General features: G+C 69.5%; 16 protein-coding genes and 1 riboswitch. Of the genes, 7 read left to right on the top strand and 9 right to left on the bottom strand.

Annotation, left to right across the window (positions count from 1 at the left end; genetic code table 11):
- Positions 1-159: 159 nt before the first annotated feature.
- The 5 genes from WT60_RS13555 to thiC form a co-directional block, all read right to left on the bottom strand.
- A complete protein-coding gene (locus WT60_RS13555) occupies positions 160-1,476 on the bottom strand; it encodes an EAL domain-containing protein (protein ID WP_060356777.1) in 1,317 nt (438 codons plus the stop codon).
- A 1,051-nt stretch (positions 1,477-2,527) separates the two neighbouring features.
- Positions 2,528-3,460, bottom strand: a complete 933-nt coding sequence (locus WT60_RS13540) for a DMT family transporter (RefSeq protein WP_059575328.1) — start codon at positions 3,458-3,460, stop codon at positions 2,528-2,530.
- A gap of 192 nt (positions 3,461-3,652) precedes the next feature.
- Positions 3,653-3,871 (bottom strand): hypothetical protein, encoded by a 219-nt coding sequence (locus WT60_RS13535; RefSeq protein ID WP_038744788.1) that lies wholly within the window; start codon positions 3,869-3,871, stop codon positions 3,653-3,655.
- Between the two features lie 409 nt (positions 3,872-4,280).
- Positions 4,281-4,493, bottom strand: a complete 213-nt coding sequence (locus WT60_RS13530) for a glycine zipper 2TM domain-containing protein (RefSeq protein WP_038744789.1) — start codon at positions 4,491-4,493, stop codon at positions 4,281-4,283.
- A 216-nt stretch (positions 4,494-4,709) separates the two neighbouring features.
- Positions 4,710-6,641 carry a phosphomethylpyrimidine synthase ThiC gene (thiC, locus tag WT60_RS13525; protein WP_038744790.1) on the bottom strand — a complete coding sequence of 644 codons (1,932 nt, stop codon included), beginning with the start codon at positions 6,639-6,641 and terminating at the stop codon, positions 4,710-4,712.
- A 122-nt stretch (positions 6,642-6,763) separates the two neighbouring features.
- Positions 6,764-6,881, bottom strand: a riboswitch (TPP riboswitch).
- A gap of 319 nt (positions 6,882-7,200) precedes the next feature.
- Between thiC and WT60_RS13515 the strand changes: the two genes are divergently transcribed.
- From WT60_RS13515 to WT60_RS13490, 5 genes are all read left to right on the top strand, one after another.
- Positions 7,201-7,503 carry a pentapeptide MXKDX repeat protein gene (locus tag WT60_RS13515; protein WP_060356779.1) on the top strand — a complete coding sequence of 101 codons (303 nt, stop codon included), beginning with the start codon at positions 7,201-7,203 and terminating at the stop codon, positions 7,501-7,503.
- Positions 7,504-7,687: 184 nt separating this feature from the next.
- Positions 7,688-8,527, top strand: a complete 840-nt coding sequence (locus WT60_RS13510; RefSeq protein ID WP_059575334.1) for a DUF1223 domain-containing protein — start codon at positions 7,688-7,690, stop codon at positions 8,525-8,527.
- A gap of 43 nt (positions 8,528-8,570) precedes the next feature.
- Complete coding sequence (locus WT60_RS13505) at positions 8,571-9,527, top strand: cytochrome b/b6 domain-containing protein (protein ID WP_060356780.1); 957 nt, start codon at positions 8,571-8,573, stop codon at positions 9,525-9,527.
- 15 nt (positions 9,528-9,542) lie between these two features.
- Positions 9,543-10,334 (top strand): molybdopterin-dependent oxidoreductase, encoded by a 792-nt coding sequence (locus WT60_RS13500; protein ID WP_059646484.1) that lies wholly within the window; start codon positions 9,543-9,545, stop codon positions 10,332-10,334.
- Positions 10,335-10,734: 400 nt separating this feature from the next.
- Positions 10,735-11,670, top strand: a complete 936-nt coding sequence (locus WT60_RS13490; protein ID WP_038744795.1) for an EamA family transporter — start codon at positions 10,735-10,737, stop codon at positions 11,668-11,670.
- 201 nt (positions 11,671-11,871) lie between these two features.
- On the opposite strand, the gene WT60_RS13485 is transcribed toward WT60_RS13490, so the two are convergent.
- Positions 11,872-13,068, bottom strand: coding sequence for an MFS transporter (locus WT60_RS13485; protein WP_038744796.1), 1,197 nt, complete (start codon positions 13,066-13,068; stop codon positions 11,872-11,874).
- Positions 13,069-13,393: 325 nt separating this feature from the next.
- Between WT60_RS13485 and WT60_RS13480 the strand changes: the two genes are divergently transcribed.
- Together WT60_RS13480 and WT60_RS13470 are read left to right on the top strand one after the other, a co-directional pair.
- The gene (locus WT60_RS13480) at positions 13,394-14,152 is read left to right on the top strand and encodes a hypothetical protein (RefSeq protein ID WP_059669758.1); all 759 of its coding nucleotides are present in this window, start codon (positions 13,394-13,396) and stop codon (positions 14,150-14,152) included.
- A 152-nt stretch (positions 14,153-14,304) separates the two neighbouring features.
- Positions 14,305-14,715, top strand: coding sequence for a hypothetical protein (locus tag WT60_RS13470; RefSeq protein ID WP_038744838.1), 411 nt, complete (start codon positions 14,305-14,307; stop codon positions 14,713-14,715).
- Between the two features lie 714 nt (positions 14,716-15,429).
- On the opposite strand, the gene WT60_RS13460 is transcribed toward WT60_RS13470, so the two are convergent.
- The 3 genes from WT60_RS13460 to WT60_RS13450 form a co-directional block, all read right to left on the bottom strand.
- Positions 15,430-16,254, bottom strand: a complete 825-nt coding sequence (locus WT60_RS13460) for a phosphodiesterase (protein WP_038744798.1) — start codon at positions 16,252-16,254, stop codon at positions 15,430-15,432.
- A gap of 59 nt (positions 16,255-16,313) precedes the next feature.
- On the bottom strand, positions 16,314-17,342 hold the full coding sequence (locus WT60_RS13455) for an ABC transporter ATP-binding protein (RefSeq protein WP_038744799.1): 1,029 nt from the start codon (positions 17,340-17,342) through the stop codon (positions 16,314-16,316).
- 111 nt (positions 17,343-17,453) lie between these two features.
- Positions 17,454-18,359 (bottom strand): ABC transporter permease subunit, encoded by a 906-nt coding sequence (locus WT60_RS13450; RefSeq protein ID WP_059646500.1) that lies wholly within the window; start codon positions 18,357-18,359, stop codon positions 17,454-17,456.
- Positions 18,360-18,467: the final 108 nt, after the last annotated feature.

Genomic DNA, 18,467 nt, shown 5'->3' with positions numbered 1-18,467 from the left:
GCGCGATGGCGGCGGGCAAATTCGCGCAACCGCCGTTTCGCCGATGTCGCCGCATGCCTCGAGCGGCGGCGCGTGCATCCCGTGCATCCCGAAGACCCTCGTCCCGTGCGCCGAACGCGATGCGCGACCGTGTCGCCGTGCCTGGCCCTCGCCCCAGCCCTAGCCCTCGCCCTCGCCGTAGCCGTAGCCGTAGCCCTCGTCCTCGCCCGACGACGAGAAATCGAAGTCGACGCAGAACACCTTCAGCGTCGTTTCGAGATGGATCGCGACGGCAGCCGTGTAGCAGTCGCGGCCGTCCGTCAGCGAGAAGTGCGGCCCCATCAGCGCGACGCGTCCGGGCACTGCGATCGCGCGCTGGAAGTACGCGCGCCGCGACCAGTTGCTGTGCAAGTCCGGCAGCAGCGGCGCGAGCCGGCGCGTCGTCGCGTCCGGCGCATCCGGCGTCTCGGCCGTGACGGACGGCTCGATCTGCTCGCCGTTCGCCTCCACGATGAACACGCGCCGCACGATCGAATTCGTGAGCAGCCGCTGCGCGGTGCCGCGCAAATTGCGGGTCTGCGTATAGTCGGCGGCGCCTGTGAGCACGATCCGCTCGATCGTGTCGAAGCCGGGGTGCACGGCGTCGCTGCGCCGCTCCTTCGCGCGCTCGGCGAAACGCTTCCACGCGGCCTCGATGCGCGCCGGCGCGTCGCTGCGCGCGCGCTCGATCGACTGATCCGGCTGGCCGAAGCAGAAGCCCTGGACGAAATCGACGTCGGCGTCCATCAGGATCTGCAGCGCGTCTTCGTTCTCGACGCCTTCCGCGAGCACCATCGTGCCCGCATGGTGCAGCATCGTGACGAGATGATGGACGATCCGGTGCGCGTCGCTTGCCGCGAGCGATCGCTCGAGAATCGAGCGGTCGAGCTTCACGATGTCGGGCTTCATTTGCCAGATGCGATCGAAGTTCGAGAAGCCGGTGCCGAAATCGTCGATCGCGATCAGGAAGTCGCCGTGCTGGATCATGTCGAGCGTGCAGGCGAGCGCGGCCTCGTTGCGCGACGGCTGCTCGATCACCTCGAGCACCACGCGCGTCGGCGGCAGCTTGAAGTGCGCGCAGAGCGCCTCGATGAATTCGCGCGGCGCGACGCCGGCGTCGAACATCTGCGGCAGCACGTTCAGGAACAGCCAGCACGTGCCCGTATCCTGCGCGGCGAAGTTCGCGGCATGCAGGCAACGTGTCATCCGGTCGAGCAGCATCGTCTCGCCGCGCGCCTGCGCGCGCGCGAACAGCGTGTCGGGCGAGATCGGCGCGCCGTTCGCGTCGGTCGCGCGCACGAGCGCCTCGTAGCCGACGACGCGCTTGTGCGTGATCGAAATCACCGGCTGAAAGGCGCTTGCAAGGGTGACGTCGTGATATTGCGCGCACCAGCCATCGTCGCAGCGGGCGAGCTGCGAGAGCAGGCTTTCGAGTGAGAGCCCCTGCGTTTTCGGCATGTTGTCAGCTTCGCCGCTATGAGCGGAAAACGGCGCGCATCGCGCGGCGGACGTGCGCGCGAGCGCTGGGGAAGGCCACGCGGCGAAAGACGATACGCGTCATTTCTGCTGTCCGGCGGGGAATTGAATCGAGTGTAACGAATGTCGGTGGGTCTTGCGCATCGGGGATACGCTTAACCCGGCGTCGCAATGTCGCGTCGCGGGCCGGGCGAGCGCCGGCTCGCGGCGGCCGATGAGGCGCGCGCACGAAGCGGCGGCGAGCCGACGGAGGCCGGCGGGGCGGGGGATTCCGACATCCGTGCGGCGTCGCCGGAACGGGGGTATTCGCGGATTTTCCGTGGCGACGGGCGAGGCTGCGCGCCGATCGAGGCGAATCCGACTCACCAGTCGGTTCAGACGGGCGACGCCGGACGCACGTCGGCCGCGCACTGCGGATCGGATCGCGCGCCGTCGGCCGGCTGACAAACGGTTGCGCGTGCGCCGCGGGTCGGCGCATTCACTGCTTGCAGCGCGCGTTTGCTACCGGTGCCGGGCGGCAGCGCCCGATCATTCGCTTGTCGGGCGAACCATGGCGTCTGAAACATGAGGGATCGTCGCGTGCGGACGACATCCGCGACTCGCCGGCCGTCCGGCCCGCCGCACGCGCTGTGTCGCGTCGCACGCCCGGCCGTACCGCCGTACCGCCGCAACGGCGCAACGCCGGCCGGCGTTGCCGCGCGGCATCCGACTTTCGTTCGACTGTCAGGCCACGCCGTTTCGTCGAACCTGAACGCCGGGAACCTGCTCGATCACGCCGATCGCGAGCGCAGCGCCGAGTAGCGTGCTCGACCGGCCTTCAAGTTTGCGAACGACCTTCGCGCCATCCACTGACGACGCGGCACGCCACGCCGTTTCGTCGAACCTGAACGCCGGGAACCTGCTCGATCACGCCGATCGCGAGCGCAGCGCCGAGTAGCGTGCTCGACCGGTCTTCGAGCTTCGCGAACGACCTCCGCGCCATCCGCCGACGACGCGACGCGATGCGGCGTGCCGCCCGGTTCCCGCACGACCGTCAGGCCGCCTCGTTCCGCCGAGTCCGAACGCCGGGAATCCGCTTGATCACACCGGTCGCGAGCGCGGTGCCGAGCAGCACGATCGCGCAGCCTTCGAGCATCGCGAGCGACACGTGTTCGCCGAGGAAGAGCGCGCCCCACAGAATGCCGAACACCGGGATCACGAACGTGACGGTGATCGCGCGGGCCGGCCCGATGTGCGCGATCAGGTAGAAGAAGATGAAGTACGCGATGCCCGTGCACGCGATGCCGAGCGCGAGCACCGATCCCCACGCGTGCGCGGAGACGGGCGCGGCGGGCCACGTCGCGAGCGCGAACGGCAGAAGCAGGATCGTCGCGCCGATCATGCTGCCCGTCGCGTTGACGAGCGGATCGACGCCCGTGAGCTTGCGCTTCGTGAAGTTCGCGGCGATTCCGTACAGCAACGTCGCGCCGAGCGCGGCGGCGGCGGCGAGCGCGGCCGTCGCGGGCGAGCCCGGATTCGCGCCGTGCGGCGAGAACACCTGATCCCAGACGAGCGTCAGCACGCCCGCGAAGCCGACCACGAGGCCGAGCGCGCGCGGCAGCGACAGCGAATCCTTGAGCCACAGATACGCGACGAGCGCGCCCCAGAGCGGCGTCGTCGCGTTGATGACCGACGTCACGCCCGCCGACAGCGTCAGCTCGGCGAACGCGAACAGGCAGAACGGCGCGGCGGAGTTGAGCAGCCCGACGACGAAGAGCGGCCATGCGTGCTTGCGCAGCAGCGTGGCCAGCTCGCGCGGCGAATGGCGCGCGAGCATCAGCGCGACGAGAAAGAGCGCGCCGATGCCGACGCGCAGCGCCATCAGCGGCGCGACGCCGAATTCGGTGACGCCGACGCGAATGAAGAGGAACGACGCGCCCCAGAGCGCGGCGAGGACGATCAGCAGGAAGGCGTTCTTGAGGTTCATCGAGGATCGGGCACTTGGCTGTCGACGGAGGGCTGGCCAAGCATCTTACACCGCGCTGTTACGCGATGTTTCAGGCTGAGATGAAACAGCAAGATTCGAGAACGAACGCCCGAGCCGCGCATCGACGACGTGCGGCGGATGCGAAAGCGGGGCCGTCGCGCCGCGCGCGGGAAGTTCGCGCGCGGCGCGGGGTCAGTGGCGGTGCCAGCCGCGGCCGCCGCCCCAGTAGCCGAAGTTCAGCGACAGGGACGGCGCTGGATAGTAGTACGACGGATACGCGGGCGCGACGTACACGGGCGCGGTTTCCACCGGCGTCGCGTAATAGCCGCCCGCCGGGTAGTAGCCGTACGGGTAATAGCAGCCGGCGAGCGCGACGCTCGCGAGCGCGGCGGCGACAAGTGTCTTGTTCATGATGGTTCCGCAGTCGTGCGTGCGGGGCAGGATTCGATGCTTGCGAGCTTAGACCGCTCTCGTGTGAAACGCTGTGTGAAACGGTAACGGATCATTTCCGCCGCGGGCGCGGCGCGGGCGTCGCGTGCATCGCCATGCTCGCGACGCTATGCGGCGCGACCGGGCAACGACCGGGCAACGACCGGGCAACGACCGGGCAACGACCGGGCAACGACCGGGCAACGACCGGGCAACGACCGGGCAACGACCGGGCAACGACCGGGCAACGACCGGGTAAAACGGCCGGGTGAAACGGTTGCGTGAACCGGCTGCGCGAAACGGCCGGACGGTGCGCGCCGCGACGAAGGCGGCGCACGCCGTCCGCATTCAAGGGCGCGGCCCGTCTGCACGGTGCGCCCGATTCGCGGGCTTACTTGCCGACTTGGCTGCCGATCAGGCCGCCCGCGGCCGCGCCGCCGATCGTCGACAGGGCGTTGCCGCCGATCGCCGCGCCGGCGACGCCGCCGATGCCCGCGCCGATTGCTGCGTTACGTTGCTGATGGGTCATCGTGTCGCAAGCCGACAGACTGGCGGCTGCCGCGATGAGCATTGCGCATACCCCAATACGCCGAATCGATTTCATTGTTCATTCCTCGGATGAAAGAGACGCGTGGGCACGCATGCTTCGATGCAGCCCACATTCAAAATCTACGCGGGCGGTCCGTTATGCGCTGTAAGGACTTGTTAGAGCGTCGCGGCTTTCGTAATCAATTGTTTCGTCCCCCGAAGCGCCGTTGCGCGGACGCAAAAAAGCCCGCGCGAGGCGGGCTTTCGGGGCGCGGCGGAGCGTACGCCGGCATTACTGCCGGTGATAGATCTCCGAGCCGCTCTTCACGAACTCGACGGCCTTCACTTCCATGCCTTTCTTCAGCGCGTCGTTTTCCGACATGCCCTGCTGCGCGGCGAACTCGCGCACGTCCTGCGTGATCTTCATCGAGCAGAAGTGCGGGCCGCACATCGAGCAGAAGTGCGCGACCTTCGCCGAATCCTTCGGCAGCGTTTCGTCGTGGAATTCGCGCGCCTTGTCCGGATCGAGACCGATGTTGAACTGGTCTTCCCAGCGGAACTCGAAGCGCGCCTTCGACAGCGCGTTGTCGCGCACCTGCGCGCCCGGGTGGCCTTTCGCGAGGTCGGCCGCGTGCGCGGCGAGCTTGTACGTGATGATGCCTTCCTTCACGTCGTCCTTGTTCGGCAGGCCGAGGTGCTCCTTCGGCGTCACGTAGCACAGCATCGCGGTGCCGAACCAGCCGATCATCGCCGCGCCGATGCCCGACGTGATGTGGTCGTAGCCCGGCGCGATGTCGGTGGTGAGCGGCCCGAGCGTGTAGAACGGCGCTTCCTTGCACCAGTCGAGCTGCAGATCCATGTTTTCCTTGATCAGCTGCATCGGCACGTGGCCGGGGCCTTCGATCATCACCTGCACGTCGTGCTTCCACGCGATCTGCGTGAGCTCGCCGAGCGTCTTCAGCTCGCCGAGCTGCGCTTCGTCGTTCGCATCGTAGATCGAGCCGGGGCGCAGGCCGTCGCCGAGCGAGAAGCTCACGTCGTACGCCTTCATGATTTCGCAGATCTCTTCGAAATGCTCGTACAGGAAGCTTTCCTTGTGATGCGCGAGGCACCACTTCGCCATGATCGATCCGCCGCGCGACACGATGCCCGTCATCCGGTTCGCGGTGAGCGGCACGTACTGCAGGCGCACGCCCGCGTGGATCGTGAAGTAGTCGACGCCTTGCTCGGCCTGCTCGATCAGCGTGTCGCGGAAGATTTCCCAGGTCAGGTCCTCGGCCTTGCCGTTGACCTTTTCGAGCGCCTGGTAGATCGGCACCGTGCCGATCGGCACCGGGCTGTTGCGGATGATCCACTCGCGCGTTTCATGGATGTGCTTGCCGGTCGACAGGTCCATCACCGTGTCGCCGCCCCAGCGGATCGCCCACGTCATCTTGTCGACTTCCTCGCCGATCGACGACGTGACGGCCGAGTTGCCGATGTTCGCGTTGATCTTCACGAGGAAGTTGCGGCCGATGATCATCGGCTCGGTTTCCGGGTGATTGATGTTCGCGGGGATGATCGCGCGGCCGCGCGCGACTTCGTCGCGCACGAACTCCGGCGTGATCTGCGCAAGCGCGCTCGCGCCGAAGGCCGCGGCGCCGAACGCCTGGCCCGCGTGCTGGCGGCCCATCATCGCGGCGAGCTTCGCGCCGTTCGGGCCGCTCGCCTTCAGGCTTTCGAGATACTCGGCGCGGCGCTGGTTCTCGCGGATCGCGATGAATTCCATCTCGGGCGTGATGATGCCCTGACGCGCATAGTGCATCTGCGTGACGTTCTTGCCCGCCTTCGCGCGGCGCGGATGGCGGTGCAGGTCGGGGAAGCGCAGCTCGGCCGTCGCCGCATCGGCCGCGCGCTCGCGGCCGTACTCGCTCGTGAGGCCCTCGAGCGTCTCGGTGTCGCCGCGCGCGTCGATCCAGCGCTGGCGCAGCGCGGGCAGGCCGGCGCGGATGTCGATTTTCGCGTCGGGGTCCGTGTACGGGCCCGACGTGTCGTACACGTAGATCGGCGGATTCCGTTCGCCGCCGAAGCTCGTCGGCGTGTCCGACTGCGTGATCTCGCGCATCGGCACGCGAATGTCGGGCTGCGAGCCCGTCACGTAGATCTTGCGCGAGTTCGGCAGCGGGGCGACGGCGGCGGCGTCGACGCGGGCGTCGGCCGACAGGAATTTGGGATTGGCGTTCATGCGATCTCCTGTGTCGACTCGAGCTGGCGCTTGAGCGCTGACTCGGGTCCCATGCAAAGCGGGTGTGGGGCGCTAAGCAGGAGACGAGATTCGCGACGCGACGGGATTCTGACGTGGAACGGCGGCGAAACCCGGACGCTTCCCTGCGCTGGCATTACCCAGATCAGGTTCAAAGGGTATTTCTCACCCGCGCCGCACGATCGCTTGACCGAGCGCAATGCAGGACCCCCGCGTTAGCAAGCGCAGAAGATACACCGGGTCGGCCGAGGTTTCAACAGGGGACAGATCGGTTGCGCGCGAATGCGCGGTCGGGCGCGCATGCTGCGGCGCGGCGAGGCGGGTGCGGATCGGGCCGGCGCGCATGCATCCGGGCCGCGCGGGCGGCGCTTCTTGGGGCGCGAGGCCCTGGTCGGCGGGTGCGGCGGCGCGATGGTGCGCCGCGCGAGCGCCCGTCGCCCGCGCAAGCGCCGGTGCCGAAAAAAAATTTTGCGGCCGTTGTCATATTCGCCGTCGCATCCCGACTATTCGGCTCCTCAATCAATAACGATGGAGCTATCCCATGAAAAGGAATCTGTTTGCTTTCGCCTGTGTCGCCGGTCTCGCGCTCGCCGCGCCGCTCGCCCATGCGCAGAACGACGCGATGTCGAAGGATGCGATGTCGAAGGATGCGATGTCGAAGGATGCGATGTCGAAGGATGCGATGTCGAAGGATGCGATGTCGAAGGGCGCGATGTCGAAGGACGAGATGGGCATGAAGAAGCAAGATCACATGGCGAAGGGCGGCATGAAGAAGGGCCACACGCCGAAGGACGCGATGAAAAAGCCGATGTCGTCCGACAAGATGAGCCCGATGTCGAACTGAGCGGCGTCGTCGAACGCGCGCTTGAACGCGCGATCCGGCTCGGCCCGCCCGCCCGCTCGCTCGCCGTGCGGGCGGCCCGTGTTTCGCGGCGCGGTGCGTCGCGCGATGCCGGATCGCGTCGCGCAGTTCGCGTCGCGCATGCCGGCGCGCGCGGCGCACCGCGCCCGCGCTCCGGCGCCGAACGATGAGCTTTTCCATGTCGAATTCATTTTCCGTTTCGATGCGCGCCGTTGCGGCGGGGCTCGCGCTTGCCGCCGCAGGCATCGCGCAGGCGGCCGCGGGCGGCGCCTGCGTCGCCCGCAGCCCCGACGGCCGGCAGGCGCTCGTCGAGCTTTATACGAGCGAGGGCTGCAGCAGCTGCCCGAGCGCCGACGACTGGCTCGCGCGGCTTGCCCCGCATCGCGCCGCGCTGCGGGTCGTGCCGCTCGCGCTGCACGTCGATTACTGGGACGGCCTCGGCTGGACCGACCGCTTCGCGCAGCATCGCTTCACCGAACGGCAGCACGCGCTCGCATCGCGCGGCGGCGGCCGCTTCGTCTATACGCCGGAAGTCGCGGTCGCGGGCCGCGAGCTGCGCGACTGGCGCGATGCGAGCGCGTTCGAGCGGCGCGTCGTCGCGACGGCGGGCGAGCCCGCGCGCGTCGGCATCGCGCTGTCCGCCGCGCGGCGCGCGGACGCCCTCGACGTCGAGCTGTCCGTGACGCCGCGCGCCGGCGCGCCGCGCGCGCTCGACGCGTATCTCGCGCTGTACGAGAACGGCATCGAATCGCCGGTGCGCGCGGGCGAGAACCGCGGCGCGACGCTGCGCCACGAGCGCGTCGTGCGGCAGTGGATCGGGCCGCTCTCATTCGGGCCGCTCGCGTCGACGGCCGGCGCGGTCGCGCCGCTCGACGTGCGGCGCACGCTGCCGCTGCCCGCGAACCTGCGCGCGCAGGACGCCGCGCGCTACGGCGTCGCCGCGTTCGTCGAGGATCACGCGACGGGCGACGTGCTGCAGGCGCTCGATCTGCCGCTGTGCGGGTGAGCGACGTGCGCGCGCCATCGACCAACGAAGGAGGGCATCGCCAATGAACGCAATAACGACGAAGGGCGCGAAGGGCGCGAAGGGCGCGTGGACCAGGGCCGCGACCGGCGCGCGGGCGGACGCGGGGGCGGGTGAGTCGACCGGCGCGTCGACGAGCGCGGCGGCTGACGCGGAGGTGCGCGGGAAGGTGTGCGGGAAGGTGCGCGCGGTGGCCGGCGCAACCGGCGACGCGAAGGCCGATGCAACGACCGGCGCGACGCCCGGCGCAATGACCGATGCCGCGGCCCCCGCGATGGCCCGCGGAGCGGCCGGCGCAATGCCACACGCCATGCACCACGCGCCGCCCCGCGCGGCGAACCCGGCACCGACGGACGCGCAAGCGACGGACGCGGCAACGTCCGCTTCCCGCCCGCGCCGCCCGATTCATCCGCTGTGGGTGCGCGCGAGCCACTGGCTCAACGCGATCGCGGCCGTGACGTTGGCGCTGTCGGGCTGGAGGATCTACGACGCGTCGCCGATCTACGCGGGCTTCACGTTCCCGCGCGGCGCGACGCTCGGCGGCTGGCTCGGCGGCGCGCTGCAATGGCACTTCGCCGCGATGTGGCTGCTGTTCTTCAACGGCGTGTTCTATCTGACGATGAGCGCGGCGACCGGGCGCTTCAAGCGCAAGTTCCTGCCGCTCAGCGCGACGGGCGTCGCGCGCGATCTGCGCGATGCGCTGCGCGGCCGGCTGTCGCACGACGATCTGTCCGTCTACAACGCGGTCCAGCGCGCGGCGTACGTCGCGGCGATCGCCGATCTCGTGCTGCTCGTGCTGTCCGGGCTCGTGATCTGGAAATCGGTGCAGTTTCCGCTGCTGCGCGAGCTGCTCGGCGGCTACGACAACGCCCGCGTCGTGCACTTCTGGGCGATGGCGTTTCTCGTCGCGTTCTTCGTCGTGCATGTCGCGATGGCGGCGCTCGTTCCGCGCTCGCTCGTCGCGATGCTGCACGGACACTAAAAGGAGTCACTCATCATGTCCAAAAGCGACAGGAAAAAGCCGGCGGGCGACCTTGCGCGGATCGATCGCGCGTCGCTCTTGATCGACGTGCGCAAGGAGCTCGCGCTGCCGTCGCGGCGCCTCTTCGGCAAGCGCGTGCTGACGCTCGGCGGCCTCGCGATGCTCACGGGCTGCACGCTGCGCGACGACGCGTCGGTCGACGATTTTCTCGAGAAGGTGTCGCGCGCGAACGATCGCGTGCAGGCGTGGCTGTTCGGCCCGACGCGGCTCGCGCCGACGTACGCCGAAGCCGACATCACGCGCCCGTTTCCGTTCAACGCGTTCTACGGCATCGACGACGTGCCGCGCGTCAGCGCCGACGATTTTCGGCTCGCCGTGTCGGGGCTCGTCACGGGCAAGCGCAGCTGGACGCTGCCGGAGCTGTACGCGCTGCCGCACGCGGAGCAGATCACGCGGCACATCTGCGTCGAGGGCTGGAGCGCGATCGGGCGCTGGGGCGGCACGCCGTTTCGCGAATTCCTGCGCCGCGCCGGCGCGGACACGACCGCGAAATACGTCGGCTTCAAATGCGCGGACGATTATTACGAGAGCATCGACATGCCGACCGCATTGCATCCGCAAACGCTGCTGACGTTCGAATACGACGGCAAGCGCCTGCCGCCCGAATACGGTTTTCCGATGAAGCTGCGCATGCCGACCAAGCTCGGCTACAAGAATCCGAAGCACATCATGGAGATATTCGTCACCAATACGTATCCGGGCGGATATTGGGTCGACCAGGGCTACAACTGGTTCGGCGGGTCGTGACGCGCTCGGGCGACGCCGCGCGGGCGGGGCGATGCGTGGCTCGCGCCGCTCGTGTTTTTGCGGCTTCGTCTCGACGGTCGAAAAACGAAAACGCCGGTGTGCCGCGAATGAAATGTCGCGCCGACGCGTCACCGAGCGCGCGTTCGATTCGCGCCGGCATTCGTTTTCCATTCCTTAATGCATAATGCTGGCGGTATGCGGCCGTCCGGCCGCGCACATATTCATTCGAGTCCGTTCGCCTTTTTCGGTCATGTTCGCCGCCGCACGCTCCGATTCGTCGTTTCGCACGCCGCCGTCTCTCGTCATTCCGGATATATCGGGGCCGCTCGCCGGCAGTCGCGCCGCTTTGCGCGCGAACGCGCGGCACGGCACGCGTCACTCCGTGCGGGCACGCTGACCGATGACGCCGTTCGATCGCCCCCTCGCGTTCCTCGCACGCCGTCCGCTCCGTTTGCCGCAAAGCCGCGGCGGCCGCGTCGCGCTCGCGCTCACGTTCATCTATTTCGCGTGGGGCTCGACGTATCTCGCGCTGCACGTCGCGCTCGAATCGTTTCCGCCGCTGCTGCTGTCCGGCTTGCGCAACCTGCTCGCGGGAATCGGGCTCTTCATCTTCGCGATGCGGCGGCGCCCGGTGCGGCCGACGCTCGTCGAGATCCGCAACGCGGCGCTCGTCGGCACGATGCTCGTCACGATGTCGTCCGGCCTCATCGCGCTCGGGATGCGCACTGTCAGCAGCGGCTCGGCCGCCGTGATGGTCGCGACCGTGCCGCTCTTCGCGACGGTGATCGCATCGGTCGCGGGGCGGCGCGTGACGGGCGGCGAATGGGCGGCCGTCGCGCTCGGGATGGTCGGGATCGTCGTGCTGAATTCGGGCGGGCCGTCGTCGCCCGGCTCGACGCTCGGCAGCATCACCGTGCTCGCGGGCGCGCTCTTCTGGGCGGGCGGCGCGCATCTCGCCGCGCGGCTCGCGCTGCCGCACGACCTGTTCCTGTCGACCGCGCTGCAGATCGGCCTCGGCGGCGCGGCGTCCACCTGCATCGCATGGGTGCTCGGCGAGCGCATCGAGCACGTCGCGTTTGTGCCCGGCGTCGCGTTCGTCTACCTGATGCTCGCGGGCACGATGGCCGCGTACGTCGCGTACGGCTACCTGATCCGTCACACGAGCCCGATCATCGCGAGCAGCTGCATGTACGTGAATCCGGTCGTCGCGGTCGCGCTCGGCGCGCTGCTGCTCGGCGAGCCCGTCACGCTCGCGACCGTGATCGCGACCGTCGCGATTCTCGGCAGCGTCGGGTTGTCGTTCGCGTTCGATCCGGCGCGCAAGCGGATGCAATAACGCCGCGGGTAGCGTCGCGACGATGCGCGGCGCGGAGCACGAGGCGAAAGCGGCGCGAGGCGTCGTGCGTCATGCTTCGTGTGGCGTGCATCGTGAACCCGTGAACCCGTGAACTCGTGAACTCGTGAATCCGTGAATCCGTGAATCCCTGAGTCGTGCGGCATGCGGCATGCGGCGGCCGTGCGCCGCCGCGCCGGGCGGTTACTGCCCGCTCGCGCGGCCGCGGTAATGCACGATCGCCGCGACGGCCGAGAACAGCAGGCCGACCGCGCACATGCCGATCCAGCCCATCGCGCGCCATGCGGCGACGCCCGCCGACGAGCCGATCGCGCCGCCGATGAAATAGCAGGCCATGTAGACCGTGTTCACGCGGCTGCGCGCATCGGGCTTCAGCGCGTAGATGCGCGACTGGTTCGAGATCTGCGCGGCCTGCACGCCGACGTCGAGCACGATCACGCCGATCACGAGGCCGACGAGGCTGCGGCCCGACATCGCGAAGATCACGAACGCCACGGCCATCAGCGCGATCGCGAGCGTGATGATCGCGCGCGGCCCGCGCTTGTCGGCGAAGCGGCCCGCATACGGCGCGGCGAGCGCGCCCGCCGCGCCGACGATTCCGAACAGGCCCGCCGCCTGCGGCCCCAGATGGAACGGCTCGCCCGCGAGCAGCAGCGTGAGCACGGGCCAGAACGCGCTGAACGCCGCGAAGATCGCCGCGCCCGTCATCGACGCGTCGCGCAGTCCGCGCAACTCGCGCGCGAGTTGCCACATCGACGCGAGCAGCTTGCCGTACGGCAGCGTCGACGTCGGCGAACTGCGCGGCAGGCGCGCGACGATCACGGCCGCGAGCGCGGCGAGCGCCGCGACCGACGCGGCGAACACCGCGCGCCAGCCGAAATATTCGGCGACGAAGCCCGCCGCCGTGCGCGCGAGCAGGATGCCGAGCAGGAGCCCGCTCATCACGGTGCCGACCGCCTGCCCGCGCGCGGCGGGCGGCGCGATCTCGGCGGCGAACGGCACCGCCTGCTGCGCGATCGTCGCGAGGATGCCGATCGCGAGGCTCGCGGCGGCGAGCACGGCGAGCGTCGGCGCGGCCGCGGCGATCACGAGCGCGGCCGAGAGCCCGGCGATCTGCAGCAGGATCAGCTTGCGCCGGTCGAAGCGGTCGCCGAGCGGCGCGAGCAAGAACATGCCGGTTGCGTAGCCGAGCTGCGTCGCGGTCGGCACGACGCCTATCCACGACGCGCTGCCCGGAAACGACGCGCGGAACGCGTCGAGGAGCGGCTGGTTGTAATAGATGTTGGCGACGGACACGCCCGCGATCGTCGCGAGCAGCAGCAACAGGCTGCGCGAATAGCGGTCGGGCGCGTCGGCGCGAGGGCGGGGCTGCGAGGGCATGGTGCGTGTGGGCGAAACGCGGCGCGCACGGCGCGCGCGGACCGCGTCGTCGATCGAAACAGGGGAGGCGAAATGCCGCGAGCGCCGATCATACCGGACGTCCCGAAACTCTGCTGGCGGGCGGCGCGTTCGCGGCCCGGCGGCCGCCCGCCGCCTCGTTAATGTCGCCTTAAGCGGCCGGCCTGCATAGTGGCGTCCGAGCGAGCCGTGGGAGCGTTCGTCATTCGCCGCGCCGCCGTTGCCGGAATCCGGCTCGCTCTGCGCAACCGGCGCGACCAGGAGAATCCGATTGAACCAGCCAGCCCGTCCGCCTGCAGCCGCAGGCATGCTCAACAAAGTCCCGGAAGTCACGCTCGCGTTCTGGATCGTCAAGATCATGTCGACGACGGTCGGGGAGACCGGCGCCGACTATCTCGCCGTGCACGTCGGGCTCGGCGCCGCCGTCACGGGCGCGCTGATGTCCGGCCTGCTGATCTGCGCGCTCGCGCTGCAATGGCGCGCGCGCGCTTACGTGCCGTGGATCTACTGGCTGACCATCGTGCTCGTCAGCGTCGTCGGCACGCAGATCACCGACGCGCTGACCGACGGCCTCGGCGTCAGCCTCTACGTCAGCACGCCGCTGTTCGCGGCCGCGCTCGCGGCGACGTTCGCGCTCTGGTATCGCAGCGAGCGGACGCTGTCGATCCATACGATCGTCACGCCGCGCCGCGAAGGGTTCTACTGGGCCGCGATCCTGCTGACGTTCGCGCTCGGCACGGCGGCGGGCGATCTCGCGACCGAGGCGCTCGGCCTCGGATTCCGGCTCGGGATCGTCGCGTTCGGCGGCGCGATCGCGCTCGTCGCGGCGGCCGCCCTCGGCGGGATGAACCGCGTGCTCGCGTTCTGGCTCGCGTACATCCTCACGCGCCCGCTCGGCGCGTCGCTCGGCGATTTCCTGTCGCAGGCGCAAGCGTACGGCGGCCTCGGGCTCGGCACGATCAAGACGAGCGCCATGTTTCTCGCGGTGATCGTCGTGCTCGTCGCGGGGCTGAGCGTCGCCGCGGCGCGCGCGGATCGGCTCGGGGCGCCGGCGCGCGGACGGTGATGTTGTTGCTGTCGTCGTCGCCGTCGCAGTCGCAGTCGTTGTCGTTGTCGATGTCGATGTCGATGTCGATGTCGATGTCGATGTCGCTTTCGCAACCGAGGCCGGCGTCGCATTCATCCGTTTCGTTCACATTCACCACCAGGAGATTGAACATGATCAAGCGCAAGCTCATCGCATTCGCCGTCGCGCCCGCGCTGGCGGCCGCCGCATTCGGCATCGGCGCCGTGTCGCCCGCAGGCGTCGCGCCGAGCGCGGCCGAAGCCGCGACCGTCTCGAAGCTCGGCGATCTGTCGCCGTTCCGCGCGATCGCCGTCGACACCGCGAAGCTCGTCGACAAGGGCGATCTCGCCGGCGCGAAGGCGCGCATCAAGGATCTGGAAACGTCGTGGGACGACGCGGAGCCGTCGCTCAAGCCGCGCGCGGCGGCGGATTGGCACGCGGTCGACAAGGCGATCGATCGCGCGCTCGCCGCGCTGCGCGCCGACCGGCCGCAGGCCGGCGCGTGCAAGCAGGCGCTCGCCGAATTGCTCGCCGTCATCGACCGGACGAGCGGGGCGCGCTGATAGCGGCTTCGGCATGAAACGGCCGGCTCGTGCGGGGGCGCGATGCCGGCCGGCTGGAGTGAAGGGCGGTGGGTGAAGAGCGCTGAGCGATGAGCGGTAGACGGTATTGCCCGGATGTTCGCCGCGTGGACGACGGCGTACACGTCAGCCTACACGTGAGCGTGCGTGCTCCCGGTGTTTGTCGCGTGGGTGATCATGATGCCGCCGCACGCCGCACGCCGCACGCCGCACGCCGCACGCCGCAGACCGCAGACCGCAGACCGCAGACCGCAGACCGCAGACCGCACATCGCACATCGCACATCGCACATCGCACATCGCACATCGCACATCGCATTTCGCATTCCGTATGAGCATGTCGCAAACCGTATGCCGCACGCTATGCGAAGTGCGATGTGTGCGATGTGGGTTGCTGGACGGGATGTACGGCGGCCTATGCGGCCCGATGTCGCGGCACCGTTCTGCGCGGCCCGGCAGAAGCGCGCACATGCGCGGCGACGCGCTTGCTGCGCGTAATGGCATCGCTCAGGCGATCAATCGGTGATCCGACCAGTCGATCGCTGAATCGCTGAATCGTTCAACCGCCAACCGCCAACCGCCAACCGCCAACCGCCAACCGCCAACCGCCAACCGCCAACCGCCAACCGCCAAACCGCCAAACCGCCAAACCGCCAAACCGCCAAACCGCCAAACGGATCACCCCCCACCCGGTCGCTCAATCGATCAACGCCCCCGTCGTCTCGAAGAACGGATGCGGCCCGTCGCTCGCATCGACATACACGTGATGCGACGCGAGCCCCGCGTCCGGCGCATAGCGATGCACGGCGAACGCGGGCGGCTCCATCGAGAACGACGACGGCCCGTCGTCGCGCAGGTCGAACGTGACCTGATGCGCGGGGGCGGGCACCGCCGACGCGATCGTGCCGCCGAAGCGCGCGAACATCGTCCGGTGCACGTGCCCGCACAGCACGCGCTCGACGTTCGGAAAGCGCCGCAGCAGCGCGTCGAGCCGGCCCGACGCGGCCGGCTCGAGCCGCATCGCGTCCATGTGGCCGATGCCGCACGCGAACGGCGGATGATGGAGCGCGACGATCACCGGGCGTTCGCGCGCGGCGTCGAGCTGGCCGGCGAGCCACGCGAGCCGCGCGTCGCACAGCGTGCCGCCGCTCGCGCCCGGAATCTGCGAATCGAGCGCGATCACGCGCAGCGGACCGAGATCGAGCGCGTACTGGACGAACTCGCCCGATTGCAGCTCCGCGCGATCGGGGAACGCGCGTCGCAGCGCCGCGCGGTCGTCGTGATTGCCGACGAGCAGGTAGTACGGAATCGCGAGCGGCGCGAGCAGCGATTTCAGATGCGCGTATTCGTCGTCGTCGCCGAAATCGGTCAGGTCGCCCGTGACGAGCACCGCGTCCGGGCGCGGCTCGAGCGCGTTCAGCCGCGCGACGCAGCGCGCGAGATGCGCGGCCGTGTCGACGCGCCGATACGCGAGCATGCCGGGCCGCTTGATATGCAGATCGCTGATGTGGGCAAGCAGCATCGTCTTCCTCGTTGTGTTCGTCGTCGCTTGAATGTTTCGAATCGAGCGCGGGGCGTCCGTCACGCGAGCGCGATGAGGCCCTCGGCCGCGATCGCGACGCCGACCGCGGTGCCGCGCGCGAGGTCGACGCGGCCCGGCATGTCGATGACGAGCGCATCGGGCGCCGCCTGCTCGACCGTCACGCGCGTGCGCTCGCCGAGGAACGCGCAGTGCGCGACCGCTCCGCGCAGCGTGGCGCCGGACGGATCGACGAGGCGCGCGTCCTCCGGTCGAAAGAATAGCTCGTTTGCCGGCGACGCGGCGGCGAGCTTGCCGCCCGTCGTCACGAGCGCGCCGTCGCGCCACACGCCTTCGATGCGGTTGAGCGTGCCGATGAAGCGCGCGACCGCGCGGGTCGCCGGCCGATAGTAGACGTCGCGCGGCGCGCCGATCTGCTCGATCTTCCCCGCGCTCATCACGACGATCCGGTCGCCGAGCTCCATCGCCTCGGCCTGGTCGTGCGTCACGTAGACCGTCGTCACGCCGAGCTCGCGCAGCAGCGCGTTCATCTCGCGGCGCAGCGCGTCGCGCAGCTGCGCGTCGAGCGCGGTGAGCGGCTCGTCGAGCAGCAGCACGCGCGGGCGCACCGCGAGTGCGCGCGCGAGCGCGACGCGCTGCCGCTGGCCGCCCGACAGCGCGTCGATCGGCTTGTCCGCGTGCGCGGTGAGCCGCATCATCGCGAGCAGCTCGTCGACGCGCTCGCGCAGCGCGCGCGGATCGGTGCGGCGAATCCGCAGCCCGTAGCCGACGTTGCCGCGCACCGACAGGTTGGGGAACAGCGCGTAGTTCTGGAACACCATGCCGACGCCGCGCTTTTCGATCGGCAGCGCGGTCACGTCGTCGGCGCCGAACGCGATCGCGCCGCCCGCGTCGGGCACGTCGAGCCCCGCGATGAGGCGCAGCGTGGTCGTCTTGCCGCAGCCGGACGGGCCGAGCAGCACGAGCGTCTCGCCCGCGCCGATCGCGAGGTCGAGCGGCTCCAGCACGCGCGCGCCGTGGAAGGTCTTCGCGCAACGGGTCAGGGTGATCGGTACGGATTCGAGTTTCATCGGCGGGGCGGCGAGAAGGCGGAGAAAGAGGCGGTGAAATGAAGCACGAATTGAGCGGCACATTGAGCGGCACATTGAGCGGCGAACGCGCCGCGCGATGACGGCATCAAATCAGCGGCGCTTGCGCGCATCGCGGCGCGCGCCGGACGGATCGACGCCGAGGCGCTGCATCGCGACGAGCAGCGGCAGCGTCATCAGCAGGAACAGGATCGTGTATGCGCTGCCGATCTCGAGGCGCAGCGACGCGTACGTGTCGGCGAGGCCGACGGGCAGCGTTTTCGTGTCGGGCGTGTGCAGCATCCACGTGAGGTTGAATTCGCCGATCGACAGCGTGAGCACCGCGAGCGCGCCCGCGACGATGCCGGAGCGCAGGTTCGGCAGCACGATCGTCGCGAAGCGCGTGACGAACGATGCGCCGAGGCTCGCCGCGCCTTCCTCGAGCGTGCGCAGGCCGGCGCGCGCGGCGACGGCCGCGACCGCGCGGACCATGAACGGCAGCGTGAACACGACGTGGCCGACGACGATGAACCACACGCTCGTGCGGAACGCGGCGAAGCCGCCGTAGACCGAGAGGAGCGCGAGCGCGGACGCGAGGCCCGGCAACGCGACGGGCAGCACGAGCGCCTCTTCGATCACGCGCGACACGCGGCTGCGGCTGCGCGCGAGCGCATAGCCCGCCGGCACGCCCGCGACGAGCGTGATCGCGAGCGTCGCGGCCGCGACTTCGAGCGACAGAAACACGGAGCCGTGATATTGCGTCCACACTTCGCCGAGCCAGCGCAGCGTGAGCCCGCTCGACGGCCCGCGGAAATAGTTGACCGTGAGCCCGGCCAGCACCGACATCGCGACGGGCACGATGAGGAACGCGCAGAGCGCGAGCGTGACCGCCCATTGCGCGGCGGCGAGCCAGTCGAACGCGGCGCGGCGCGGGCGGCGGACCGTCGGCGGCTCGTCGGAATCGGTCACGGCGGCGGCGGGGCGGGCGAGCGCGGCGGCGTCCTTGAAGGTCGGCGTCATGATGCGTGCGGAAGCGATGTAAACGTTTTCGTCGAGGGGATTATCGAGGGCGTCGATGAAGAACTGATGACGGCGCGACGGGAGCCGTCGGCGCGCGCGCGGGGCGGC

It is taken from the genome of Burkholderia sp. MSMB617WGS, assembly GCF_001532025.2.
GTDB classification, from domain to species: domain Bacteria; phylum Pseudomonadota; class Gammaproteobacteria; order Burkholderiales; family Burkholderiaceae; genus Burkholderia; species Burkholderia savannae.
This window is presented reverse-complemented; position numbering and strand designations above follow the sequence as displayed.

Coding starts and splice junctions, on each gene's coding strand:
- WT60_RS13505 (WP_060356780.1), top strand. CDS start 8,571: ATGAACGCAATAACGACGAAGGGCGCGAAGGGCGCGAAGGGCGCGTGG.
- WT60_RS13470 (WP_038744838.1), top strand. CDS start 14,305: ATGATCAAGCGCAAGCTCATCGCATTCGCCGTCGCGCCCGCGCTGGCG.
- WT60_RS13450 (WP_059646500.1), bottom strand. CDS start 18,359: ATGACGCCGACCTTCAAGGACGCCGCCGCGCTCGCCCGCCCCGCCGCC.
- WT60_RS13540 (WP_059575328.1), bottom strand. CDS start 3,460: ATGAACCTCAAGAACGCCTTCCTGCTGATCGTCCTCGCCGCGCTCTGG.
- WT60_RS13485 (WP_038744796.1), bottom strand. CDS start 13,068: ATGCCCTCGCAGCCCCGCCCTCGCGCCGACGCGCCCGACCGCTATTCG.
- WT60_RS13535 (WP_038744788.1), bottom strand. CDS start 3,871: ATGAACAAGACACTTGTCGCCGCCGCGCTCGCGAGCGTCGCGCTCGCC.
- WT60_RS13460 (WP_038744798.1), bottom strand. CDS start 16,254: ATGCTGCTTGCCCACATCAGCGATCTGCATATCAAGCGGCCCGGCATG.
- WT60_RS13455 (WP_038744799.1), bottom strand. CDS start 17,342: ATGAAACTCGAATCCGTACCGATCACCCTGACCCGTTGCGCGAAGACC.
- WT60_RS13480 (WP_059669758.1), top strand. CDS start 13,394: ATGCTCAACAAAGTCCCGGAAGTCACGCTCGCGTTCTGGATCGTCAAG.
- WT60_RS13555 (WP_060356777.1), bottom strand. CDS start 1,476: ATGCCGAAAACGCAGGGGCTCTCACTCGAAAGCCTGCTCTCGCAGCTC.
- thiC (WP_038744790.1), bottom strand. CDS start 6,641: ATGAACGCCAATCCCAAATTCCTGTCGGCCGACGCCCGCGTCGACGCC.
- WT60_RS13500 (WP_059646484.1), top strand. CDS start 9,543: ATGTCCAAAAGCGACAGGAAAAAGCCGGCGGGCGACCTTGCGCGGATC.
- WT60_RS13515 (WP_060356779.1), top strand. CDS start 7,201: ATGAAAAGGAATCTGTTTGCTTTCGCCTGTGTCGCCGGTCTCGCGCTC.
- WT60_RS13490 (WP_038744795.1), top strand. CDS start 10,735: ATGACGCCGTTCGATCGCCCCCTCGCGTTCCTCGCACGCCGTCCGCTC.
- WT60_RS13510 (WP_059575334.1), top strand. CDS start 7,688: ATGAGCTTTTCCATGTCGAATTCATTTTCCGTTTCGATGCGCGCCGTT.
- WT60_RS13530 (WP_038744789.1), bottom strand. CDS start 4,493: ATGAAATCGATTCGGCGTATTGGGGTATGCGCAATGCTCATCGCGGCA.